The 23943-nt window shown below is 59.4% G+C and carries 20 protein-coding genes; 15 read left to right on the top strand and 5 right to left on the bottom strand.

What is annotated here, in order from left to right; genetic code table 11:
* Positions 1-72: 72 nt before the first annotated feature.
* Positions 73-1503: a basic amino acid/polyamine antiporter gene (locus tag LB551_RS01440; protein ID WP_140552131.1), complete on the top strand. Its 1431-nt coding sequence runs from the start codon at positions 73-75 to the stop codon at positions 1501-1503.
* On the opposite strand, the gene LB551_RS01435 is transcribed toward LB551_RS01440, so the two are convergent.
* Positions 1500-2555 carry a helix-turn-helix domain-containing protein gene (locus LB551_RS01435; RefSeq protein WP_140552132.1) on the bottom strand — a complete coding sequence of 352 codons (1056 nt, stop codon included), beginning with the start codon at positions 2553-2555 and terminating at the stop codon, positions 1500-1502. The genes LB551_RS01440 and LB551_RS01435 overlap by 4 nt on opposite strands.
* A gap of 501 nt (positions 2556-3056) precedes the next feature.
* Here LB551_RS01435 and LB551_RS01430 point away from each other — a divergent pair.
* The 13 genes from LB551_RS01430 to LB551_RS01370 all read left to right on the top strand — a co-directional run bounded on the left by LB551_RS01430 (position 3057) and on the right by LB551_RS01370 (position 19208).
* Entirely contained in the window at positions 3057-4208 is a 1152-nt protein-coding gene (locus tag LB551_RS01430; protein WP_411970922.1) for a succinylglutamate desuccinylase/aspartoacylase family protein, read from the top strand.
* 81 nt (positions 4209-4289) lie between these two features.
* A complete protein-coding gene (locus LB551_RS01425; RefSeq protein WP_224624157.1) occupies positions 4290-5732 on the top strand; it encodes a metal-dependent hydrolase family protein in 1443 nt (480 codons plus the stop codon).
* Positions 5733-5950: 218 nt separating this feature from the next.
* Positions 5951-6571: an HdeD family acid-resistance protein gene (locus LB551_RS01420; RefSeq protein WP_224657947.1), complete on the top strand. Its 621-nt coding sequence runs from the start codon at positions 5951-5953 to the stop codon at positions 6569-6571.
* Positions 6555-7691: an efflux RND transporter periplasmic adaptor subunit gene (locus LB551_RS01415; RefSeq protein ID WP_224657946.1), complete on the top strand. Its 1137-nt coding sequence runs from the start codon at positions 6555-6557 to the stop codon at positions 7689-7691. Before LB551_RS01420 ends, LB551_RS01415 begins: the two co-directional genes overlap by 17 nt.
* Complete coding sequence (locus tag LB551_RS01410) at positions 7688-10849, top strand: efflux RND transporter permease subunit (protein ID WP_224657945.1); 3162 nt, start codon at positions 7688-7690, stop codon at positions 10847-10849. The genes LB551_RS01415 and LB551_RS01410 overlap by 4 nt, the downstream gene beginning before the upstream one ends.
* 240 nt (positions 10850-11089) lie before the next feature.
* A complete protein-coding gene (locus LB551_RS30010; protein WP_224657944.1) occupies positions 11090-11797 on the top strand; it encodes an META domain-containing protein in 708 nt (235 codons plus the stop codon).
* 18 nt (positions 11798-11815) lie between these two features.
* A complete protein-coding gene (locus LB551_RS01400) occupies positions 11816-12997 on the top strand; it encodes an alpha/beta hydrolase (RefSeq protein WP_224657943.1) in 1182 nt (393 codons plus the stop codon).
* A gap of 37 nt (positions 12998-13034) precedes the next feature.
* Entirely contained in the window at positions 13035-13742 is a 708-nt protein-coding gene (locus LB551_RS01395; protein WP_181172550.1) for an MgtC/SapB family protein, read from the top strand.
* A gap of 61 nt (positions 13743-13803) precedes the next feature.
* Positions 13804-14004, top strand: coding sequence for a hypothetical protein (locus LB551_RS01390; protein ID WP_140552140.1), 201 nt, complete (start codon positions 13804-13806; stop codon positions 14002-14004).
* Between the two features lie 68 nt (positions 14005-14072).
* Positions 14073-15110, top strand: a complete 1038-nt coding sequence (locus LB551_RS01385) for an AraC family transcriptional regulator (protein WP_224657942.1) — start codon at positions 14073-14075, stop codon at positions 15108-15110.
* A 570-nt stretch (positions 15111-15680) separates the two neighbouring features.
* Positions 15681-16751, top strand: coding sequence for a helix-turn-helix domain-containing protein (locus LB551_RS01380; RefSeq protein WP_224657941.1), 1071 nt, complete (start codon positions 15681-15683; stop codon positions 16749-16751).
* 532 nt (positions 16752-17283) lie between these two features.
* Positions 17284-18351, top strand: coding sequence for a helix-turn-helix domain-containing protein (locus LB551_RS01375; RefSeq protein ID WP_224657940.1), 1068 nt, complete (start codon positions 17284-17286; stop codon positions 18349-18351).
* Positions 18352-18602: 251 nt separating this feature from the next.
* Positions 18603-19208: a L,D-transpeptidase gene (locus LB551_RS01370; RefSeq protein WP_224624148.1), complete on the top strand. Its 606-nt coding sequence runs from the start codon at positions 18603-18605 to the stop codon at positions 19206-19208.
* A gap of 139 nt (positions 19209-19347) precedes the next feature.
* On the opposite strand, the gene LB551_RS01365 is transcribed toward LB551_RS01370, so the two are convergent.
* The 4 genes from LB551_RS01365 to LB551_RS01350 form a co-directional block, all read right to left on the bottom strand.
* Positions 19348-19800: a universal stress protein gene (locus LB551_RS01365; protein ID WP_224624147.1), complete on the bottom strand. Its 453-nt coding sequence runs from the start codon at positions 19798-19800 to the stop codon at positions 19348-19350.
* A gap of 989 nt (positions 19801-20789) precedes the next feature.
* Entirely contained in the window at positions 20790-21785 is a 996-nt protein-coding gene (locus LB551_RS01360) for a YihY/virulence factor BrkB family protein (protein ID WP_224657939.1), read from the bottom strand.
* Between the two features lie 5 nt (positions 21786-21790).
* Positions 21791-22009 carry a hypothetical protein gene (locus tag LB551_RS01355; RefSeq protein WP_224624145.1) on the bottom strand — a complete coding sequence of 73 codons (219 nt, stop codon included), beginning with the start codon at positions 22007-22009 and terminating at the stop codon, positions 21791-21793.
* A gap of 102 nt (positions 22010-22111) precedes the next feature.
* The gene (locus LB551_RS01350) at positions 22112-22417 is read right to left on the bottom strand and encodes a preprotein translocase subunit YajC (protein ID WP_140552148.1); all 306 of its coding nucleotides are present in this window, start codon (positions 22415-22417) and stop codon (positions 22112-22114) included.
* Positions 22418-23073: 656 nt separating this feature from the next.
* On the opposite strand from LB551_RS01350, the gene cyoA reads away from it, so the two are divergent.
* Positions 23074-23943, top strand: a complete 870-nt coding sequence (gene cyoA, locus LB551_RS01345) for a ubiquinol oxidase subunit II (protein WP_411970921.1) — start codon at positions 23074-23076, stop codon at positions 23941-23943.

The following is a 23943-nucleotide window of genomic DNA, read 5'->3' as shown; positions in this document are numbered from 1 at the left end:
CGAGCTAGGTTGCAGGCGTAACAAAGAGGCCGCTGGACCGCCGTCCGCCAAAGGAATTGTTGATCCAATTCAATGAACTCGACCGTCCAGCAAAAATTCTCGATATGGACCCTGACGGCTATGGTCGTCGGTTCGATGGTCGGCGCGGGCATCTTCTCGTTGCCGCAGGCCTTTGGTCGCGAAACCGGTCCGTTCGGGGCCATGATCGCTTGGACCATCGCCGGCGTCGGAATGCTGATGTTGGCCTTCGTCTTCCAGACTTTGTCGGTTCGCAAGCCGGACCTCGATGCGGGCGTGTATGCCTATGCCAAGGCTGGCTTTGGCAACTATCTTGGCTTCCTCTCGGCCCTCGGTTACTGGTCTGCCGCCGTTCTCGGTAACGTTTCCTATTTCGTGCTGATAAAGTCGACGCTGGGGCTCTTCTTTCCTGTGTTCGGCGATGGCAATACCATCACGGCGATCGTCATTTCCTCGATGCTTCTGTGGATCGTACATTCGCTGGTCCTGCGGGGCGTCAAGGAAGCGGCGGCGATCAACACCATTGTCACCTACGCCAAGATCATTCCGATCTTTCTCTTTATCATCTTCGTTATCCACGGCTTCAGCGCCGATATCTTCACGGCCAATTTCTGGGGCGGGGAAGAAGTCAGCGTTGGCAGCATCGCGAGCCAGGTTCGCGGCACCATGTTGGTGACCGTGTTCGTCTTTGTCGGAATCGAAGGTGCGAGCGTCTATTCGCGTTATGCACGCAACCGCGGGGATGTCGGGGTCGCGACGCTCCTTGGTTTTCTCGGCGTGCTCTGTCTGCTTGTGCTGGTCACCATTCCCTCCTACGGGATCATGCTTCGTCCCGAGCTGACAGCGCTGCGCAATCCTTCCATGGCCGGCGTATTGGAAGCGGTGGTCGGGCCATGGGGCGCCAAGTTCATCAGCTTCGGCCTGCTGATCTCCGTTGCCGGCGCCTATCTGTCCTGGGTGCTGCTGGCCGCTGAAATCCTGTTCACCGCATCACATCACCAGACCATGCCGCGTTTTCTTGCGCATAAAAACAAGCATGGCGTGCCGTCGCGGGCGCTCTGGCTGACCAATACGGTCGTGCAGGTCTTTCTGGTCCTGACGCTCTTTGCTCAACAGGCCTTCAGGCTTGCGCTCGAGCTGACCAGTTCCATGATCCTCATCCCCTATCTTCTTGTCGCCGCTTACGGGTTCAAGCTCGCATGGGGCGGTGAGAGCTACGAGAACGATCCCGCAGCGCGGCGTGTCGATTTCGCAAGGGCAGCGATAGCATTGATCTATACGGCCGGTCTCATCTACGCCGCCAGCGCCAAGCACCTGCTGCTCTCGGCCGTCATCTATGGACCGGGCACGATCCTCTTCGTGATGGCTCGGAAGGAGCGGGGGCAGAGGGTGTTTACTCCCGCCGAGATGGGGATGTTCGTCGTCGCCGCACTTGGCGCGGTCGCGGCAATCTACGGCATCCTTGCCGGCGCCATCGCAGTCTAGGGCCCAAAGCTGTTTCGCAGCAGAAGACCACTCAGCGTGTGCGCCCTGCTGTCAGCCTGCATGATCTGCTGCGAGCTCGAGGCCTGGGCGCCTTGCCAGCCTTCCACGCGGGCCTCCTTTGGCGTAATGCCGAATTCCTTCCTGAACATCCGGCTATACGCCGACGGATCCGTGAAGCCCCAATCCCCGGCAATGGCGGAGATCGGTCGCCCATCCAGGCTGTTGGAAAGTATATCGCGTGTCTTGAGCAGGCGTTTGTGGCGAATATAATTCGAAACACCTCCAGCCGGTTCAAATATCCGGTAGAGGCGAGAGCGGGACACACCGAGTTCGCGGCAAAGCCTGTCGGATGCCAAGGACTGATCATTCAAACTTTGTGCAATGATTTTGGCAGCGCGCTCGGCGATCACGGCGTCGATCACACGCTTCGCCTCGGTGATGCGGTCATGCGAGGGAGACACGCACGCAGCCAGCAGATTGGTGGTGGCAGTGGCAATGTGCGATACATCCACGGCCCTCAAATCGGAAAGGGAACGGTGCAGCAGAAGCATGTAGTCTGCCAGGAGTCTTTTCGACTCCTCACGTATTTCAATCCTGGATGATTGGATGAAAGGCAGGTCGCGTGGCAGGAAAACGGCAAGGAGGGCATCGTTCTCCGTCACGCACTCATAGGGCTCTGCAAATGATTGCAGCGTCGTTTTCACGACCTGCCAATTTCCAGGATGCCTGCCCTTGGACAAGGGCAGGCTCAAATACCAATTGTCTACCGAAGGGTTTTTCAAATGCCGCCAACGGCAGCGGTAGCCACTGCCAGGCAATTCGAGGAACATGACCGTCAACGTTCCCAAATCCCACACTGTTTCATGCGCTGGAAACGAATGGCTCTGTTTTTGCAGAAGTTCAGTATCGGCAACACCCTGATACCAGCTTCGAAACAGGTCGAATTGCTCGGCAGGTGGTGCCGTGGAGGTATCGATGTCGACGGCGCATTGCAGCGCCTTCTCGGCACCTGCTCCTCTGGATAGCCCAGCGGCATGAACTATAGCATCCATAGCAATTATCCGTCTTTTGTTGGCGCAATACGGACTATCGCAAGTACATTAGTTCGTTCTAAAATAGACGATCCAAGCAGCAGTGTCGGGACGGATGTACTGCCTGTCTACCGTCAGCATGAAATCATGTTAACAAATCGTCAACGTGCCATCTAGCCCACTTGATGTAATCAGTAGCGGACTGGTCTGAATTGCGCCCGACGGCAGTCGCGAAGGTGGCTTGAGTCATATCGAACGCTTTTTCACACGGGTTGTTGTGGTGGCTCTCAACTCAGTATGCAAAGCATCCCAATCATAGACTACCGGTCCATTTTTCTTCTTGGAGGCTGTACTCCCTGAAACGTCTTGTGGACTAATGCCCGGAGACCACGTGCTCAACGGGGATCGGTGAGGATGATCCAGCGCCCTCGCAGGCATCACGAGATCCAACATGATCCTCATCCGGCAGGGACCACAGCCATGGCGAATGGAACCAGCGAGGGCCTCGGACGTCGCGACTTCATGATCGCATCGGTCGCTACGATCGGCGCCGCCGCTGCGCTCATCGCCGGGCCGGCGCAGGCGCAAACGGGCTCGGCAGCTGCAAGTGCGTCTCCCGCAGGGACGTCGGGGACCATCTATACCGGCGATGTCATCGACGGAAAGAAAGTCATCAGTTCGCTTGACATCGCGGATCTGGAACCAGGCAAGCACAGCTTTTATTTCCAGGGCGTACAGATGCCGACGGGCCAGCACTGGTACGTCTCGGTGATGGTCGCCAAGGGGGCAGCCCCGGGCAAACGGCTGGGGCTGACGAGCGGGGTGCATGGCGACGAAATGAGCCCCATTCACACGGTGCAATCCGTAATGCGCGAGCTCGATCCGGCCGCGATGTCCGGATCCGTGATGGCCGTATTCGACATTTCACGCCCCGCAATGGAGGGCATGGAACGGCGATGGCCGAATTCTGGGCGCGGGATCGACCTGATCGACATCAATCGGTTGTTCCCTGGCAATGAGGGCGCTCCCGACGCCCCGACGCGCCACGCCGGCCTGATATTCAATCGGCTTTTGCGGTCAAACCTCGACTACGCGATCGATTTTCATACGGCCGCCACAGGTATGGACGCGACGGCGTTCCACCTCGCGCGCATGGATCTCCCCGAAGTGCGCGCGATGGCGGAACTCTATCCGGTCGATCAGATTTTCGACAACTTTGGCGAGCCGGGCCTTCTTGCCAATGCCCTCATCGATGCGGGCATTCCAGCCTTCACGCCCGAGATCGGCAAGCCGCGGATCTTCGATCACGCGATGATCACCCTGTTCATCGAAGGGACGATGAACGTCATCAAGCATCACGGAATAATTTCAGGTCCTGTCGGCAGAACCAGCAAGGATTCGAACGTTTTCGTCGCGGACGGCATGTTCCCCGTCATCGCAACGCATGGCGGCTTCGTCGAATTGCTGGTCGAGCTCAATGAAACTGTGCAGCCCGGCCGGAAGGTTGCCATCCAGAGGAACACGTTCGGTGAAGTCGTGGCGGAATATCCCGTGACCCTCGGCGGCAAAGTTGGCGCCAGGCGGACCGATGCGACAGCCGAACCCGGAACTCCGATCGTATTCCTCATCTTTGACAGCGCCAATCCTGTCGGCGGCGATGTGTTGGTCGAGTAACGGGACCTGAAACGACAAGAACCGCGACACGAAGCCGCCGTCGGCAACGTGCAGTGTCGCTCAACCGGAGGCAAAAGAGACATGCTGCGGCTAGGCTCGAAGTACGGTCACCTTGTTCACAGATCCGGTTGCGGCTGTTTCAATCCCGATCTTCAAAGGGCTTCCCGTCGCCTGGAAGCCTTTTCCCGGCGTAGCTTTCTTTCCGGCATCGGGGTCGCGACCATTGCCGGCGTCCTGACCAAGCCGTCGTTCGCGCAGACGGCTACGCCGCCCTCCAAAATCCTGTTTCGCGAGGTTCGGTTATTCGACGGCAAGTCAGGCATGGTGAAGGATGGCGCTCAAATCCTGGTGGAGGACAACAGGATTTCCGGAATCGATATGACGAATGCCCCTCCCCCGAACGACGCTACCATCATCAAATGCCGCAATGGCGTCCTCATGCCAGGGCTGATCGACGCGCATTGGCATGCAATCTTCGCGGCGGTCCCTGTCAACATCCTGCTCAACGGCGACCCGGGAATTATCTTCGCCGCGTCCACCGCCGAGGCGGATCGCACGCTCAGTCGCGGCTTCACCGCCATACGCGATCTGGGAGGCCCTTCCTTCTCCTTCAAGCAGGCCATCGACACGGGGCTGATCCCTGGCCCGCGCATCTATCCCTCAGGCGCAATGATCACGACCTCCGGGGGCCACGCCGATCTTCGCCTGCCGAGCGAGATTCCGCGCGACGGCGGCAAGCTCAGCAAAGGAGAGCTGCTGGGCGGCTCGGCCATAGTCGACGATATCGGCGACCTGAAGATGCGTATCCGGGAACAGCTTCTTCAAGGCGCCTCACAGATAAAGTTGGTGGGCAGCGGTGGCGTATCGTCGCCGCGCAGTCCGCTGGACATAGTCACCTTCAGCGAAGAAGAGTTGCGGGCGGGCGTCGAGGTGGCACAGGATTGGAACACCTACGTTACCGTGCACGCCTATACGTCTCGCGCGATACGGCGCGCGCTGGCAGCGGGGGTGCAGTCGATCGAGCACGCGCATCTGATGGATGAGGACACGGCGGCCATGATCGCCGAGAAGGGCGCATGGCTCAGCACCCAGCCTTTCCTGACAGCGGAGGACACCGGCCCGCTGACCGGACCTAGCGCCGACCGCGCCCAGCAGCTTTTCTCAGGCACGCCGAAGATATATGCCTTCGCTCGCAAGCACGGCATCAAGACGGCCTGGGGTTCCGACGTGCTGTTCTCGCCCGCGTTGGGTCCGCGCCAGAGCATGATGCTCACGCATTTAGCCAACTGGTACAAGAACGCCGAAGTCCTGCAGATGGCGACCTCCGGCAATGCCGAACTGCTCGCGCTCTCCAATCTGCGCAACCCTTATCCTGGCAAGCTCGGCGTCATCGAGGAAGGAGCTTTCGCGGACCTCCTGGTCGTGGACGGCAACCCGCTCGACGACATCCGGCTGATCGAGGATCCGCACAAGAATTTCGTCGTCATCATGAAGGACGGCCGGCTGCACAAGAGTACCCTTTGAAAGCCAGCGGAAAGCCGTATGCCGCATTCACGTCGCAGCGATCAGTATCCGACACGGCCTCACGGACCTGACGAAGCAAGGGCGCAAGAAGATCTCGACCACGCAGCCGTCGTCATCGGGAAATCTCGCCGAGAGGCGGCCAGACTGGCTCCTGACGTTCCGTCCGGACTGTCCGCAGGGTGCGAGATCGATATTTAGAACCTGCATGGAACGGGGACATGCCAGAAAAATCAGATCACCCGCCTGCAACGCCATATGAACGGGCCGAAATCGAGCAGAGCAAGTGGCGCAGGTTTCTGCTCTTTGGGATCCTCCTGCTTGCGGGCGGTGTTTTTTCAGTCGCAGTTCCCACCGTTTCCAATTTCGCATCCAACGTCGTGTTCGCCGTAGCCCTGATGGCAGTCGGCGTCATCAAGGTCATCCAATCTCTCTGGATCAAAAGTTGGGCGGGTTTCGTGTGGCAGGAACTGACCGGCTTCTTCGAGCTCATCGGCGGCATCATGATTTACTTCAACCCTATAAAAGCATCGGCCGCAATATCACTGTTCATAGCATTTGTACTATTCGTCCACGGTATTCTTCAACTAATCATTGCCACGGAAGTCAGGAAAGTCGGCGGCTGGTATTGGTTCGCCGTTTCCGGAATCGTCGCCATATTTGCTGCCTTCTCCATACTGTTGAAGTGGCCGATCGTCAGAGAGATGCCGACTGGCTTGGTGGCCGGATTTTCCATGATGATTGCCGGACTGGCGTATCTCGTCATTGCGCTGAGCGTGCGCAGGACGAGGGTTGTGGCTTTAGAGCGGGATGCGAGGGCCCATGATGAAAAGCAATTTTGATTTTCGAGCCAAGATCGTGGCGGCTGCAATGCTGGTCGGCGTGGCCGGCTTCGCGGGCGCGGCACGTACGCAGACCGCGCAGCCGGCGCCCGTGCCGGTGGTCGTGCAGAAAGTCCAGTCCGGTCCAGCAAACGCCCCGCTGACATACAACGCGCAGGTCGAGGCCATCGACGCTGTCGACATTCAGGCGCGCGTGTCCGGCCTGTTGAAGGAGATCCGGTTTTCGGAAGGCCAGCGCGTGAAGGAGGGCGATCTGCTTTTCGAAATCGAGCCGGATCAACTGTCGGCGGCGGTGATGTCGGCCCAAGCACAAGTGGCGCGATCCGAAGCCACCCGCAATGCCGCGCAGCAAAGCCTGTCGCGCGCCAGGGACCTGCTCAATCGCAGGACTATCGCTCAGGCCACGCTGGACGATGCGCAGGCTGCATTCGATGTCGCCGCGGCGGATGTTCAAAGCGCCAACGCAGCGCTCCATACGGCCGAACTCAATCTTTCCTATGCTCAGATCAGGTCTCCCATCGATGGCACCATCGGCCGCTCCCTGGCGACGCGCGGCAATCTCGTGGGGCCCGGCTCCGCGCCATTGGCGCGCATCGTGCAACTCGACCCTATTCGCGTCGCATTTTCGATCGCCGACAGCACCTTGGTCGACATCAGGCAGAAATTGGCCGGCGGCCAGAAAATCGATCCGAACGGGTTTCGCCTGAGCCTGTTGCTCGCCAACGGCACCGAATTCGCTTCGCCGGGGCGGGTGCAGTTCATCGACAATGAGGTCAACCAGCAGACCGGCACCGTCGCCGTCCGCGCGTTGTTCCCCAACCCCGACCATATATTGGCGCCAGGCCAATTCGTCCGGCTGACAGTCGTCGATGAAGACGCCAGAAAGTTGCCGATGGTGCCGATGGCGTCCGTTCTTCAGGACCGCCAGGGCAAGTTCGTCTTCGTGCTCAACGACAACAATACCGTGACCAGGCACGCGATCACGACCGGTGCGCGCATCGACAATCGCTGGGCAGCGACGAGCGGATTGAAAGGCGGCGAGACGATCGTCGTCGAAGGACTGCAGCGCGTTTCCGATGGTCAGCAGGTCACCCCGCGCGAAAGCGAGGGCACGCAATGATCTCGGACCTGTTCATCACCCGCACCCGGCTCGCGATCGTTATCTCGATCATCATTTCGATCGCCGGTGCGATCGCGGTGTTTTCTCTTCCCATACAGCAATACCCGCAGATCAGCCCTCCAACAGTGACAGTGTCGGCCTCCTATCCGGGAGCAAGCGCGGAAGTCATCGCCGACGTCGTCGGTGGCCCGCTGGAGACGGCCATAAATGGCGTGGATCACATGATGTACATGTCGTCCACCAGCTCCAACGCCGGCCAATACACGCTGTCGGTGACCTTCGAAGTCGGAACCGACCCCGAGACGGCGCAGATCAACGTACAGAACCGTGCCCAACTGGCGATCTCGCGGCTGCCGGCGGCGGTTGCGCAGCAAGGCGTGTCCGTGCGCGCTCGCTCGCCGGATTTCATCCTTGGTATCGCCTTCTATTCACCGGACGACAGCCTCGATGCGCTGGCGATCACGAATTTCATCACCACGACCATCGCCGACACGATATCGCGTGTGCGGGGCGTCGGTGAGGCTTCGGTTGCGGGGGCCTCGGAATACTCGATGAGGGTATGGCTCAACCCACAGCGCATGGATGCGCTTGGGCTGACGCCCGACGATGTCTCAGCCGCCATCCAACGCCAGAACATCCAGGCGACACTCGGGCAGGCGGGCGCGCCGCCGCAGGCGCAAGGCTCGGAGCTGCAGTACACGCTGGTCGCGCAGGGGCGGCTGAGGAGCGTCGAGGAGTTCGGCGACATCGTCGTACGTACGGGCTCGTCGGGGGCCAAGGTCTACCTGCGCGACATCGCGCGGCTCGAGCTCGGCGCGCGAAGCTATGCTTCGAGTGCCAGCTTTGCCGGACACGCATCGGCGATGATGCAGATCAACCAGTCGCCCGGCGCCAACGCCATCCAGACCGCGGCCTCGGTACGCGCCGAACTGGAGCGCCTTTCGTCACGCTTTCCCAAAGGCATGCAGTACCACATCGTCTACGACGCGACCCGCTTCGTGAATGCCAGCATCTCGCTGACGACCCGAACCCTGCTTGAAGCGTTCCTGATCGTTCTCGCGGTCACCTATGTCTTCCTGCAGGATTGGCGCGCCACGTTCATATCGGCGCTTGCCATCCCGGTTTCCATGCTCGGCGCCTTGGCGGTGCTGTTTGCCGCCGGCTATTCGCTGAACATGGTCTCTCTTCTGGCGCTGGTGCTGGCAATCGGCCTGGTGGTGGATGATGCCATCCTTGTCGTTGAGAACGTCAAGCATGTGCTGGAGGATACGCCGGACATCGGGGTCGCCGACGCCACGCGCAAGGCGATGCACCAGATCACCGGGCCGATCATATCCACGACCCTGGTGCTGCTGGCCGTGGTGACGCCGACGGCGTTTCTCGGCGGCATAGGTGGCCAGCTCTACCGGCAGTTCGCCGTGACGCTGTCTTCGGCGCTGGTGATCTCCTCGTTTGTCGGATTGACCCTGAGCCCGGCGCTGGCCGCACTGCTTCTGCGGCGCCATGCGGGTCATTTCAAGCGCGGCCCCCTGGCCTGGTTCACGGCATTCATGAACAGGACGCGCGACGGCTATGGACGCCTCGTCGGATTTCTGGTGCGGCATTGGTACGTGCCTTTGGCGGGATTGCTTGCCTGTTTCGGCGCCGCCTATCTGATCTTCACCGGGCTGCCGTCGACCTTCCTGCCCGAAGAGGACCAGGGCGCGCTGTTCGTCGACATCCAGTTGCCCAATGCCGCTTCACTCGATCGCACGAAAGCCATCGTGGAGGACGTGCGCAAGATTCTGGCCGACACCGGCGGCGTGCAAGATGTCATCACGGTTGCGGGATTCAGCATCCTTCAGTCGACGAGTTCGCCCAGCGGCGCAATGGCGGTCGCGGCGCTGAAGCCCTGGGACGAGCGCACGTCCAGGGAACTGCAGCTCGCCGGCATCCTGCAGGCGCTGCGGATGAAATTCTCCCAGATCCCCGGCGCGAATGTCGCCGTGTTCGCTCCGCCGGCGATCGCCGGCATCGGCTCGGTCGGTGGCTTGGACTTCCGCCTGCAGGCGCTAGAAGGGCAACCGCCGCAGGAGATCGCGCAGGTCGTCAGCGCCCTGCTTGGCGCCTTCAATCACCTGCCCGAACTCGGCGGGGCCGCCACCACCTTCAGCGCCAATGTCCCGCAAGTCTATGTCGACGTGGACAGAACGCGTGCCGAGGCGCTCGGAGTAAGCGTGTCGGACGTCTACTCCACGATCGGCGCGGCTTTCGGGTCGCGCTACGTAAATGACTTTACGCTCAACGGCCGCGTGTTCCAGGTCAATCTGCAGGCCGATGCCGATTTCCGTGCCCATGCGGAAGACATCTTGGACCTGCACGTGCGCAGCCGGAACGGCACCATGGTGCCCTTGAACACTCTGACGTCGCTGACGACGATCCTGTCGCCGTTCGCCATCCAGCGCTACAACCTGTCGGTCGCCGCTCCCATAAACGCCATTACCGCACCTGGAAGCTCGAGCGGCGGCGCCATGGACGCAATGGAGAAGACAGCGGCCCAGGTTTTGCCGAACGGCTATGGTTTCGAATGGTCGGGCCTGTCGTTTCAAGAACGTCGCGGCAGTGGCCAGGAGGGTCTGGTCTTCGCGCTGGCGTTCCTCTTTGCCTATCTCTTCCTTGTCGCCCAATACGAGAGCTGGTCGCTTCCGTTGGTCGTCATCCTTTCGCTCGGAGCGGCTCTCTTCGGCGCCATCGCGGCATTGAAGGTCTTCGGATTGCAGAACAGCCTCTACGTGCAGATCGCCATGGTGCTGCTGATTGGGCTGGCGGCGAAGAATGCCATCCTGATCGTGGAATTCGCCAAGGAGCGGCGCGATGAAGGACAGAGCATAGTGGAGGCCGCGCGGACCGGGGCCGAGCAGCGCTTCAGGGCGGTCATGATGACCGCGGTCTCCTTCATCCTCGGGATCATTCCTCTTGTCGTGTCGACCGGCGCGGGCGCCGGCGCGCGGCGGGCTGTTGGCGTCACAATCTTCGGGGGCATGGCCGCGGCTACCACGATCGGCCTGCTGATCATTCCCTCGGTCTATTTTGTCGTCCAGAAAGCAACCGAGTATCTGTCGTTCCGGCGTCCGGAAGACCGTGCGGAACGCCTCGATACGATCGAACCATCCCGTTGAGGTTCGTCCTCGCCAAAGGGCGGCCGAGATGGTCCACGGCCATCATCTATATTCTTGGAATCTCAATTCTTGGCTTTGCGTCCATTTTTCGCCGAATGGACTCGTTCTCCGAACCGCGACGATAGACTGACGGCCGGATGTCAGTACATTCGGCGCAATATTTTGGCGAAGCCGCCCCGCCAGAGGCCGGTTTCCGGGCGGCCTTTGAATTCAGTGACGCTTCGCCTGGAGGCTGCAACCGTGAGCCCAGATTCCTGCTCGTCTCCGCCATTAGCCGCTTCACTTGCGGTGTTGTCGGTGTTCGCCACCGCGACGGGCAATGCGGAGGCCGCGTCGCTGACCGCACGCGGCAACGAGCCGAGTTGGCAGATCAGTATCTCGGACACCGCGCTCAGCTTCAACGCCTTAGGGGGCGAGACCTTCACGGTTAAGCCGGCTCCGAGCCCTACGAGGCAAGGCGACGCCGACACCTATTTGGCAACGGTCGGCGGCCGGCAACTCGCGGTGACCGTCGCTGCCAAAATATGCGTCGATACCATGAGCGGAATGCCATACCCCCAAACCGCGACCGTCATCCTTGGCGACCGGAAATTTGAGGGCTGCGCCGGAGAGCCGGGCGACCTCCTTCACGGAGATTGGCTCGTGGACGAGATTCGAGAAGAAACCACGGTCGCGGGTTCGAAACCCACCCTTGCCTTCGAGCCGGATGGACGCATCCATGGGAATGGTTCGTGCAATCGGTTCTTTGGCGGCTTCGCCTTGACCGGGGAAGCGCTGACGATCTCGGAAACCGGCTCGTCGAGGATGATGTGCGATCAGCCACTCATGGATCAAGAGCGCAATCTTCTGAAGGCACTCGGGTCCGTCCATCGCTTTGAAGCCCCACAGACAGGACGAGTGCAACTGTTGGACAAGGATGGCCAAAGGCTGGTGAGTTTACAAAGATAAGCCGGCGCGGCCAGCAGCATGCAGAACCCCGCAGGACGATTTGTGTTGGTTATCTCGCTGGCGTTGCTGGTGCAAAGCTGCGCCGGTCCAAGAGCCGTGACAGGCCTTGCCTCGCCTGTACAAATTAGCAACGAAATGTCGGCTATTCCCTTCCTGGTCGCCACCACGCGCACAAGGTTCCCTACCACTGAACCGCCCTATTCGCGGGATCGTTCCCCGACATTGAGTTTTTCGCAGTTGACTGTCGTTGTGCCGGCCACACACCGGCCGGGCGTCGTCGAGACGTCATCGACATCACCCGATCCGAAGCGCCATTTTTCCGCTCGTGATCTTGTCCGCTTCGAGAACAGGGCATCCTTCGCAGGTCGGTTAAACGGTATGCTGGCGAAGCGCCCGCCTTCGGAGCGCGAGGTGTTTATCTTCGTGCACGGCTACAACAACAATTTTGCCGAAGGCCTGTTTCGCAATGCCCAAGTCGTCCACGACTACCATATCTCCTCGGTGCCGGTTCATTTCTCCTGGGCGTCGGCGGGATCCATCGGCGGCTATCTTTTCGATCGCGATAGCGCTCTGCAGGCGCGGGACGGCTTGGCCGAAACGATCGAAATCGCAGCTCGATCGAACGCTACCGGTGTTTTCATCGTCGGCCATTCCATGGGCGCGTATGTCGTGATGGAGGCGCTCCGCACCCTTGCGTTGCAAGGCAAGGCGGAGGTGACCTCAAGAATCCGCGGCGTCTTGCTTGCCGCGCCCGATATCGATCCGGATGTCTTCAGCAGCCAGGTTAGGGACATACCCCAACTGCCCCATCCCTTCACGATCGTTGTCTCTCGGCGAGATCGTGCCTTGAGCGTGTCGCGCCGCATCGCAGGTGGCCGGCCACGAGTGGGCAGTGGCTTCGAGATTCCGCTCCTTCAGAAAAAGAACATCCAAGTTATCGATATTTCCGGCGTGGACGGCGGCGGACACAGCGGCTTCGCAACATCGGAAACACTGATGAAGCTGTTGGGGTCCGGGCATCTGCTGCGTCGTCTCATCGTGAACGAAGATATGCCGGTCGAAGACAAAGCCGAAGAGGCCCGGCAGATCATCTTCAACAACGCCTTCCTCGTTCTCCACCTGCCGCTCACAATCCTGAAGCGGTCGGCATCCCAGCAATCCGTGTCCCGGCAGCCGGCGCCCGAGATCGGCGCCATGTGATGAAAGCCCTGCATCTTGAATAAGACGGAATGAACATTTGGAAGCTGAAGTCGCGATAACTCAATCAATCCTGCTGAAGCTTGTGCTTGCCTTGCTGCTCGGCGCGCTGATTGGTGCGGAACGCCAGTACCGGCAACAGTATACAGGACTTGTGACGTACGCACTGGTCGCACTGGGTGCGGCAGCATATTCCTCGCTGCCGGGCGCTCTCGGCTCAGGTCTCGATCTTCGAATGGGGGCTCAGGTCGTAACCGGCATTGGTTTCCTTGGCGCCGGCCTGATCATCAGGGACGGTTCCAACATAAGAGGGTTGAGTACGTCCGCGACGATCTGGAGCACTGGCTCTGTCGGAGTGTTCGTAGGCTTTGGCTTTCTGCTGCTGGCCGCGGAAACCGCAATGCTGATTATCGTACTCAATTCGCTTCTTCCTAATTTCTCAAGATTCTTTCGAAGGCACTCTCAGGAACAACCTGCCGTCGAATACACGTACACCATAGAGATCGTATGCCCACGGGATAATGTTTATTTGCTCAGATCGATCCTGCTTCAGACCATCAATACAAACCTCCTCCGCCTACGCTCCCTTAACAGCCATCCCATCAATGAGGGCGACGCCATGAGAATAGAAGCAACGTTGTTCAGCAACCGTGATGATGCGCAATCAGTCGAACGCGTCGTCGCTCACCTCGCGCTCGACTCGAATGTTCAGTCGGCTTCCTGGGAGCCGGAAGAAAAGACCGAATAGAGCGAAAGCCAGAAAGACCCTCGACACCACCTCGAAACGTCAAATTTAAGGAGCTGCGACAATGGAAGGAACCACCAAGGCCCTGTTGGCAAACAAATTGATAGCTATCGGCCTCTTGCTCATAGGCTTTCTCATTTTTGCATCGGGCTATCGCTACGGCTCTCCATCGAGCATCACGGTTGGCTGTCTTCTCTTTGCTATCGGAATCATTCTCCTGATTATAAAGATCGCCCGCAGAAACAAGCCGGACTCGGTTGCTTGACTTATCGAGTTGGACGAAAGCGATCGCGTCCAACCCCAGTCCGGACAAAAGACTTGGAGAGGCCCTCGTTGTTGGAGGCTCCTAACTGGTACGCTCGCCAATATAATTCCGTGGTCGCGCGCACCCGCGAGTCTGATCCCGACGCGGAATTCCATATCCAGCAGATTGGCGAGCAGCGCCATGCATCGAGCCTTGCAACGATAGACTATGGCGACACGTTTGTCCTCGATTTGCGGGACAAGGGTGGCATCGCCATGTCTGGGGCGATCAATGACGATGCGTTGACGGCGGTGTTCCTCTGGGGCGAAGGCACGACCTTCAACGGACAACGGAGTGAAGTACCGCAGTTGCGGATCATCGGCCCGGGAACGGAATTCAAGCTGGAGATGCCAGGAAGCTATCGCCTCATGCGGATCGGTCTGCGTGGGTCCGCGCTCGAGTCTCTGCGCACGGCATCAGCCTCCCACCTGGGCCAGAGGAGCTCGTTGACGCCAGGGATACATGAGCAACGCCTCACGGCAGGAGCCGAACTGGAGCTTCAGCAGAAGCTGCTGCGAACCGTCGGGTTCGCGGAAGCTGCAGCACAGCGTGGCTATGACCTAAGTGCCGGCCTGGCCGTTGCGGCGAGCGAAGCGGGCGCCGCGCTCGCGCGGGTGCTTTCCCTCACGGAGCAACCGTCCCCCCGCGCCCCCGGCTCCAGCGATCGGCGCGATATCGTTGACGCTACCCTGGCCATTCTGGAGGCAAAGCCTCATAGCCCTGTTTCCGTCAGTGCAGTCTGCGAGGTACTGGGCATTGGCGAGCGAATGTTGGAGCGCGCCTTTCAGGAACGTCTGGGAGTCAGCCCTCGAACTTACGAGCGGGAGCGGCGGCTTCGGGCCGCGCACGGCCTTATCCTGACGCAGGGCGATCGCCTCTCGATCACCGATATCGCCATGAGCTTTGGTTTCTGGCACCTGGGCCGTTTCGCTGGAGCCTATATGTCAATCTTCGGATGCTCCCCCAGTGAGGCGCGTCGGCGCTTCTGGAGACACACAGCACCAGACCGATGGGATGCCCAACCTGCCGATCCGAGGCTGGTTAACGTTGGGCCCCAGGCATTTTGATCAGGATGGAGCCGTCGGCTCCTGTTGGACGGAGGCAGTCGGCAGAAATGCCGGCCCCCCGCGGTCCAAGCCAAGAACATGCCTACGCGTAGAGCCTCATCACAGCTTGTGCAGCCCGCATTCGGCCTATTGCCTACTGAACCACCCAATCCCGAGAGCTTTCAGGCACTCCGTCGGAAAGTGGATAGAAATTGGTTGGCCGTCAGGAGATTCTCATGGCGCGACCTCTGTGGGTCGCAACAGACCTTCCGACCGGTTGGTCGCAAGCAAGAGAATGCAAGGTCACTCCACATGGCGCGCTCGGCGCTGACAAGAATGGCCATGGTTGCAAGGGTAAATACGATGGGAAAAACGCTGTCCCCGTTTCCACGAGAAATAAACGCATTGCCTATGTTTGGGATTCCTAGCCCACTCTAGGGGCGTATCTCCGGCTTAAGATTGTCTCAAAATCGATCTCATCCGCGGCGGCAGGTTGAGGCGTGTTTTATTGTCGGTTTCCTTCCGGGAAACGGCCTGCCGACCCCTTGAGTTGCCTATACTTCGGCGTCTCTTGTACGACAGGAGTTTGTTATGGACGCGAGAGTAACCGCTGCCGGCGTTCCCACCGACCCTTTTGCGGATGAACCTCTAAGATGCGCCATCGACGTAAGTAGCTTGTTGGCGCCCCCAGCCGAACAGTTTGATTTCTATCGATCATGGTTTACCGGGGTTGCCGAAATACAGCTTCTTCGAGCTGAGCGCTCCGCGTTCCCGGCTCGTCATCAGGTATGGCAGTTGGGCGATCTGGCGTTGAGTTCCATCGAAATTCCAGGCGCCGGTTACGAGATACAATGGGAACATCGCAGACGACCGCTGTTGGATCACTGGATGCTGTCGGTGCCGTTCTCGCGTTGTGCCGGGGGCGAGATGATATCTCGTCGGCCCCGCATGAGGTGTCTGGCCCTGCCCGATGTTGGAGTGAGCAACGACGACCTGTTCATCACACTTTTTCTGCCGCGCACATGGCCGGCAACCAGATCATCGAAAATCGAAGCCAGCGACGCAGCGCTTGATTTTCTTGCCCACTACGCGGTTCTTCTGCACCGCTCACTTCCTCACTTGAGAGAAGCGGATCTACCCCATATCGTTACCGCGACCGCCAATATTTCCGCGGCTGCTCTTATGCCGACAAAAGATCATCTGGCAGAGGCGCAAGGGCCTGTGAACGCCGTGTCTGCCGCTCGGATTGCCAAGCGTATCGCGGAGAGGTTGAGCGATCCCGACTTGACGCCCAACAAACTCTGCCGTGCGGTCGGTGTCTCGCGCTCCCGTCTCTACCGGATTTTCGAGCCGGTAGGCGGTGTGTCCAACTATGTGCGACGCAAGCGGCTGCTCAAAACGCGCGACGCCCTGGCGGACAGTTCGGACAAGCGAACGATCTCCAGCATAGCCGAAGCATGGGGCTTCCACGATCCGTCTACCTACAGCCGGATGTTCAAAACAGAGTTCGGCATCTCTCCAAGAGAAGCGCGCGAACTCGGGTGGCAGGGCGTCAAGCATTCGACCTGGCTGACTGTGGATGAGCCAGTCGCGGATGCTGGCATTCTGAGCAACCTCCTGATCAACAATTCATTGGGATTGTCCCTTTCTTCAAGACAGTGACGGATTCCTGGCAGAGGTCGGGGGCGACTGGAGATCATCACACAAGCTACAAGAAATATACGTCAAACCCATATTATGGATTCCTCGCATATTTTTCAAAAATCGATGACCGTTTAAGCTCGGCCGTGTCCTCGTCATCAGCATCACGATTTTCGATAACTCCACTCTGGATTTTTAATTGTCAGGACCGTCTCCTTGCGAAAGGCACATCGTTCATTGTTGATCTGCTAGCGCCATAGGAGCTTGTGATGGAGGTAACCATACGAAGCGATACTCTTGGCGAGCCGATCGCTGCAGCAGTTGCCATACACGCGGCCGACATCCGCACATCATCGATTCTGCTGGCTGGGCGAGATGTTCTTGTCGACTGGTTCCATACCACCCAAGCAGGTGCAGGTGTCGGGATTTCAATCCCATAACCTCGATCTCGCCGCGGCTACATCCGCCGGCGATGAGCCCGACACGTCTGGTCTCTTGATCGAGAACTCCATGGGGTCGGCGTCACCCTCTTTCAAGCAATGAGTTTGCCTCAATGCAAGACAAGCCATCAATTGTCAGCGAAAGTGAAGCGATCGGGACCGCGGAACCTCTAAGATGCGTCGTAGACGTTGATACCTCGCAGGTGCCACCGGCCGAGCAATTCGACCTGTTCCGGAGTTGGCACTCAAATATTGCCGACGTCGAATTGCTGCGAGACGAGTTCGGCTCGTTCTCTGCGCGCGAGCGGGCGTGGCGATTGGAGAGCCTCGTGCTGGCCTTCATCGAATATCCCGGGATGGGGTACCGTCGGCGGTGGCGCAGCAGAAAGAGTCCGGTGTTCGACCACTGGGCTCTCTCGGTGCCCCAGACAATCCCCGCGGGCGGCGGCCCGCCAAGAATGGGACAGCTACGCTGGCAATGCCTGGGTGCACCCCATGAAGATCAGGGTGAGGATGACGGTGTCCTTGCGCTATTCCTTCCGCGGGATTTCGCCTTCTCGCAACCCTTCACGCTCGATATCCGGCCCGAGATGGCTGCGTTCGTCGCCGACTATGTTCTGCTGCTCTATCATTCCTTTCCCGATCGCACGGAAAACGACGTCCCGTATATCGCATCGGCGACCACCAGCCTGCTTGCCGCGTGCATTTCCCCGTCCCGGGATCACTTTTTCGAAGCACAGGAGCCGATCGACGCGGTCATCATGGCCCGCGCAAACAAGATCATAATAGCCAATCTGGCCGACCGGAACCTGACACCGGGAAAGCTCTCGCAAGACCTCGGCATCTCACGCTCTCGACTTTATCGGATTTTCGAACCAGCCGGAGGAATCTCGCACTATATCCGGCGACAGCGGCTGCTGAAAACGAGGGACGCGCTCGGGAACATCGCGGATGGACGCCCGATTTCAAGCATTGCGGAGGAGTGGGGCTTCATGGATCCCTCGACATATAGCCGGACATTCAGGCGCGAGTTCGGAATCTCGCCCAAAGAGGCACGGGAGGCGGGCTGGCTGGGCCTCAAGCATCCTCCTTTGGCGGAGCGGTCGAACAACGGCAAACCTTCCCTGAACAGCCTCCTGGCCAACAATTGCCTTCTCAGCCATCAGCTTTCGAGTATGTGATTGGAGTCTTCGGCTGAGGTAATCTTGTCGAAGACGAGAGTGAACCCATTCCTTGGCGAAGCTGGAGATTGGACGCCGGTTCGAACTGCCCGCCGGGAACACCACGCAGCCTGACGAGGCGCTCGTACGCATAAGAGATTGCACCCTCAAGCGGAGAGGCCGATGTCAGAAATGTTGGTCCCGATAGCGCAGGCTCATCGAAACTCACAAAATACCAGCCAACAAGTCATTATATTTTGGAGGTTCATTTGGTGAATTCTTTGAGCAGACGGTCCCTGATCGTTGGGGGGATATCATTTCTGGCGCTGTCCGGGCGTGCGGAAGCTTCCCAAAAAAGTTGGTATATCGGGAGAATTCCAGATCAGCCGTTTGACATCCCTCTCGTAGACAAGACGCGCATCCCCCAGCAATTCCGTCGGCAAACGGTGCCTTACTTGGGCAGGGAAACCGCCGGAACTATCCTAATCAACAAGCAGGAGCGCTTCCTGTACTATGTCGAAGACGCCGGCAGGGCGATCCGCTTCGGCATCGCAGTCGGTCGGGACGGACAGAGATGGGATGGAGAGGCAATCGTTGGACGACGAGCCCAATGGCCGACCTGGACCCCCACCGCCAACATGCGACGCCGTAACCCGAGCTTGCCGCAGCGCGTTCCGGGAGGCCCAAACAATCCTCTCGGCGCGCGGGCGCTGTATCTGTATCGCAATGGCCAGGACACGCTGTATCGCATTCATGGGACCAATGAGCCCTGGACCATTGGAAAAGCTGCATCATCCGGCTGCATCCGGATGTTGAACGAGCATGTTTTTGAACTCTTCGGGACAGTGCGCAACGGCGCCCGCGTTATCGTTGTCTAGCCTGCGCCAATCATGGATGCCATTGTGCGGCAGCCTCTAAATGCCGAGGCCGGCGCATGGAGACATCGTCGTCACAGGATACCGTCTCTTTCGGAAGGTTGAGCGCAAAGGAAGCCGGCACTTCTCCGGTTTCGTCTGGCTACCGTACGACCAATACAGGCACACTTCCATCCGCGAGAACCTCCGATGTCTGGCTTCCCAGCAAAAGCTTTCTGATGCCACGACGGCCGTGGGAAGCCATCACAATCAGGTCGCAGCCCCGTGACTTGGCGGTGTCGATAATCGCCTTGGCCGGGTGGGCATCCGGGACATGTAGAAATTCCGCGGATACCCCCATCCGGTCAGTTGCCTCCCTGACTTGATCGAGGACTTGCCCTGCGAATTCCTTGCTCGCGGCCTCAAAACTATCAACCTCCTCCTGCGAAGGAATAGACCCGGAGGTAAATCCGGTTCCATAGTCAATCAGCATTGGCTCCGTGACAGTGACAACTGTCGCCTTGGCAGCCAAGGCTTTCGCCAAGGCTATCCCCTGCTCAACGCCCTTCCTGGCGACGTCGGAGCCATCCGTGCTCACGAGAATATTGGTGTACATCTGAGTTCTCCCTGCCTGGTCGATCACGGTTCCGGCAACACCAACAGTAGTCGAGATATGCACGTTGGTGCACTGCAAGCCCTCTCTTGCTTATCCAACTCACGCCGCCTGTATCGCGACGCCTGGCACATTCGGGAGCGGGCGCACCGTCTCCAAATCGCGGAGGAATAGCGCTTGCCCGGCCCGCCGATCACCAATTGCCTTCTCATGTACCAGCTATGGTTAAATCACAGACAAGACGACAGATGTTCGCAATGCCGTTGTTGCCCGCTCAACCTACAATTCATCGGGTCATTGCGTTATGTGCAATTTATCCCAATGAATTGCATCTCGTCCAATTCTTCTTATTGCGATGACATATGTTAGCGATACCTCTTTCGACCCCGAAATCGCACATATGATTTGATCAATGTATCTTTCGGTGAGGATCTCCACATGAAAGGAAGCCCATTTCTGACTGCAGGGGCGGCAGCCGTCACCGCCTGTCTGCAAAGCCCGCATTTTCGCAGTCGACCTCGGAGGACGGCCAGCCGCTAACGGTCACCGATTTGGAGAACTCGGCCGCTCAGCTTCGACCCGCTTTTTCTCCGGGTTTCGATCCCGCCCGGTGAGTGCCTATCAGGGTGAACGCGCGATGCTACGATGATCGACATGGCGCCGAGCCAAGGCCCCGATTTGCAGGTCCGAGAGTAAGGAAACACTGCCTTCGCACAGCCTAAGTCCTCCACCACTGTGCCTGAATGCCGGAGCTCAAAGCTCCCGCCGTGGCAGACCGACTCCTTCTGCGAAGCCACAGGCGCCAAGTGTCCAAACGCGCGGCACGACCGCGCCGCGCTCCACGGGTCAAGGCTGCCGGACAGCACGGATAATCTTCGCCTTGCTCCTGCGCAGCGGCCGGGATCCTGTTATCCTCAGTAGTGCTGCGCCCATATGGGGCTGGATCAAGATGCTACGGCTTTCGCTTTTTGCAACGGTGCCCCCGCGCGGCGTCAATCCTGCTTTCGCCGCCACAATTGCGAGACCAGCGCGGTGATCAGGCTGCTTACGACAATCCATGCGGCGATCTCGCCGTCATGCACTTCAGGCCGGCGCGGCTTATCTATCTTGTTGCCGCTCAACACCACTACCGGCGCAAGGTCTGGCCGGCTGCCACGCCTGACCGAGTAAGCGCGCGTAATTTCCGCACCGAAGAGGAAGATCTGCGCTGAATAATAGACCCAAAGCAGCACCACCATCAGCGCGCCCGCCGCTCCGTAGGAAGTCGCTATCGCGCTGGTTCCGATATACCAGCCGATCAGCGACTTGCCGATGGTGAACAGCAACGCAGTGACCACCGACCCGACGGCAACATCGCGCCATTTGAGCGTGCGATCCGGCAAGACCTTGTAGATCGCTGCGAAGAGCAGCCCAATCAGCAAGAAAGAGACAACCGTGTTGACCGTGCTGAGCACCAGTTCGCCGAACGGCAGGTGGTGATTGATGACTTCGCTTAGCGCGGTGATCGCTGCGCTTGCCGCCAGCGATACCATCAGCATGAAGCCCAGCGCGGCAACCAGGCCGAGACTTGCCGCACGCGCCCGCACCAGGCGCGAAAGCGACAGGCCGTCCGCTTTTACCTTCCAGATCTCGTTCAGCGACTGTTGCATCTCACCGAAAACACCGGAGGCAGTGAAGAAGAGCGTCACCAATCCGATGACCGTGGCAAGCGTCCCGGACCATCGGTGCGAAGCCGTCTCGATCGTCGCCTTGAGTAGATCGGCACTCTGCGCGCCCATCACGCCGGATATCTGTGCCGACAGGGCGAGCTGGGCCGCATCCTTGCCCACCGCCAGACCAGCGACCGCCACGACGATCAGAAGGATCGGCGCCAGCGATGTCGTGGCGTAGAAAGCCACCGCTGCCCCGTGGCTCAACGCATTGTCGTTGATGAAGCCGGTGACGGCATCCTTCAAGAGAATCCAGGCACCGCGAAACCAGTGTGGCATCTCCCTCATCCGTCACGCCATATCGGACGCGGAGCGTCGTGGCCTGTCACGATCGGCGGAAACTGCCCTGCACGTCGGTCTCTGACCGCTTCCGCCACTGCCAGCACCGCGATGCGGACCCCGGTCTGGATCGCACGGTCGGCGTCAAGCGCTTCATGGCTCGGCTCCCAGTGGCCGATATAGCGCGCGAGTTCGGCCACTTCGCCAATGGGATCAAGCTTCATCGAGCGCAGCCCGTCGGTAAGGCTGACGCGGCGAGATGGCGTGAATAATCCCATCCCGCGAGCTCGGCCTCGTTGGCGAGCTTTACGCCGCAGGGCGATGCATCAGCCATTTCGGGCCGCGCAATTTTTCTTGAGCCTTATGATCGCCGACATGTGGACGGTAACCACACCGCCACAGTCAATCCGTACGCTCAGCTTGTTGGTTTCAAGATCGACCCGAGTGACGTCCCCAACAAGAACGACTTTGTCTCCGACGTGAGTTCTGGGGGGCGCATCGATCGCATAAGGACGATCATAGGAGGGGATGCTCACCCTGGCGCGTCCGCTGGGAAGCATGTCCATGACCGTACTCGTCAGGGCAACTTCATCACCGATTGCAACTTCTCGAGGCAGGTTGAATTGCAGCATGGCATTTCTCCCGAGACTGTCCCAAATCAATGCTGGCAGTTCGAGTTGGTTGCCTGAAATCGCACCTACATAGCAGGCAATAGGAGACCTGCTGACGCGGATCGCGAGCCGCGAGCTCAACAGCTCGCCCGGGAGGAACACACGGAGCGGAAACCTTTAAGAGCCAAGCCAGCCGATATTGCGTGATCGCGAAACGTCCCAGTGCGCAACGGCGTCTCGCCCGAGGTTGGGTTGGATCTTGTAGGGCTCGCGTTCGCCGTAGCACTCAGTTGGACATTTGCTGTCCATTTCCGCAGGAGAAGCATCCGGCCTGCTGCACGTTAGGCGCAGTCTCTTTCGCGAAGTGTCGAGGCGAATTGCGTGGCCGACAAGGCAGGCCGACCACACGGGCCAGCCTGCCGTAGCGCTGACGTAGAACAAGTTGAGATCGGAGCGTGGGGCGCGCGAGACGCTCCGTCATCTCGATGCAGTGGCCGTCGCCGTTGGAAACAAAAGCGCGCCTTTGCGGAACAAGCAGCCCGCGCCGCAGTTATGCAGGTACTCATCCCGGGGACGGCGGCTGGCTATGATGTTTTGCAGTGTTACACTGTTTTAGTCGAGGCCTATCGCTTCTCTGGATTTTCGCAGCGGTAACCCTGTCGGGTTGCGCGGGAGGCGTGCTCGACCCGCAGGGACCGGTCGGCGCGGGGAACCGTACGATCCTCCTGAACTCACTGGCCGTGATGCTGGTCATCGTCATTCCGACGCTGGTCGCGCTGCTTGCCTTCGCCTGGATATTTCGTGCCTCGAACAGCAGGGCTCGGTATGATCCAGAGTTCACGTATTCCGGCCGGATCGAGCTCATCGTCTGGTCAATTCCGACGCTGACCATCCTCTTCCTCGGCGGCTTGATCTATTATGGATCGTACCATCTCGATCCTCGCAAGCCGATCGACTCCAGCCGGCCGCCAATCGAAATCCAGGTGGTGGCGCTCGACTGGAAATGGCTGTTCCTCTATCCCGATCAAGGTGTCGGAACGGTCAACCAGCTGGTTATTCCAACCGGCATGCCGGTGCGTTTCAGACTGACCTCGGCCAGCGTCATGAACACCTTCTTCGTGCCGCAGCTCGGCAGCATGGTCTATGCCATGAACGGCATGCAGACCGAGGTCAACCTGCAGGCTGATCGCGAGGGCGAGTACTTCGGCCTTTCGGCGCATTTCAGTGGCGATGGCTTTTCGGACATGAATTTCCGTGTCAGGGCAGTCTCGGCTGACGCCTTCGCCAGTTGGGCCTCCTCCTTGCATGGAGGAGGCGGCGTGCTCAACGCCAGCACCTATCGCCAGCTTGCCAGGCAAAGCATCAACGCGCCGGCATCCTCGTTCGGCCATGTGCAGCCGGGCTTGTTCGATGCGGTCGTGCGCCAGACGCTGCCTCCAGGGCCGGGACCTGCTGGAACTGCCGCCGGAGGGCCGCAGGTGAGCCCGAAAGCTGAGCCCAAGGCGGGAGCGCCGCCCATGGCTCACCAGCACGATGAAGGAGGATGA

It is taken from the genome of Mesorhizobium sp. BR1-1-2 (genome assembly GCF_020165435.1).
Classification (GTDB): domain Bacteria; phylum Pseudomonadota; class Alphaproteobacteria; order Rhizobiales; family Rhizobiaceae; genus Mesorhizobium.
Note: the sequence above shows the minus strand (reverse complement) of the source record. Positions and strands in the feature narration are given on the sequence as shown.

Coding starts and splice junctions, on each gene's coding strand:
- LB551_RS01440 (WP_140552131.1), top strand. CDS start 73: ATGAACTCGACCGTCCAGCAAAAATTCTCGATATGGACCCTGACGGCT.
- LB551_RS01435 (WP_140552132.1), bottom strand. CDS start 2,555: ATGGATGCTATAGTTCATGCCGCTGGGCTATCCAGAGGAGCAGGTGCC.
- LB551_RS01430 (WP_411970922.1), top strand. CDS start 3,057: ATGATCGCATCGGTCGCTACGATCGGCGCCGCCGCTGCGCTCATCGCC.
- LB551_RS01425 (WP_224624157.1), top strand. CDS start 4,290: ATGCTGCGGCTAGGCTCGAAGTACGGTCACCTTGTTCACAGATCCGGT.
- LB551_RS01420 (WP_224657947.1), top strand. CDS start 5,951: ATGCCAGAAAAATCAGATCACCCGCCTGCAACGCCATATGAACGGGCC.
- LB551_RS01415 (WP_224657946.1), top strand. CDS start 6,555: ATGAAAAGCAATTTTGATTTTCGAGCCAAGATCGTGGCGGCTGCAATG.
- LB551_RS01410 (WP_224657945.1), top strand. CDS start 7,688: ATGATCTCGGACCTGTTCATCACCCGCACCCGGCTCGCGATCGTTATC.
- LB551_RS01400 (WP_224657943.1), top strand. CDS start 11,816: ATGCAGAACCCCGCAGGACGATTTGTGTTGGTTATCTCGCTGGCGTTG.
- LB551_RS01390 (WP_140552140.1), top strand. CDS start 13,804: ATGGAAGGAACCACCAAGGCCCTGTTGGCAAACAAATTGATAGCTATC.
- LB551_RS01380 (WP_224657941.1), top strand. CDS start 15,681: ATGGACGCGAGAGTAACCGCTGCCGGCGTTCCCACCGACCCTTTTGCG.
- LB551_RS01375 (WP_224657940.1), top strand. CDS start 17,284: ATGCAAGACAAGCCATCAATTGTCAGCGAAAGTGAAGCGATCGGGACC.
- LB551_RS01365 (WP_224624147.1), bottom strand. CDS start 19,800: ATGTACACCAATATTCTCGTGAGCACGGATGGCTCCGACGTCGCCAGG.
- LB551_RS01360 (WP_224657939.1), bottom strand. CDS start 21,785: ATGCCACACTGGTTTCGCGGTGCCTGGATTCTCTTGAAGGATGCCGTC.
- LB551_RS01355 (WP_224624145.1), bottom strand. CDS start 22,009: ATGAAGCTTGATCCCATTGGCGAAGTGGCCGAACTCGCGCGCTATATC.
- LB551_RS01350 (WP_140552148.1), bottom strand. CDS start 22,417: ATGCTGCAATTCAACCTGCCTCGAGAAGTTGCAATCGGTGATGAAGTT.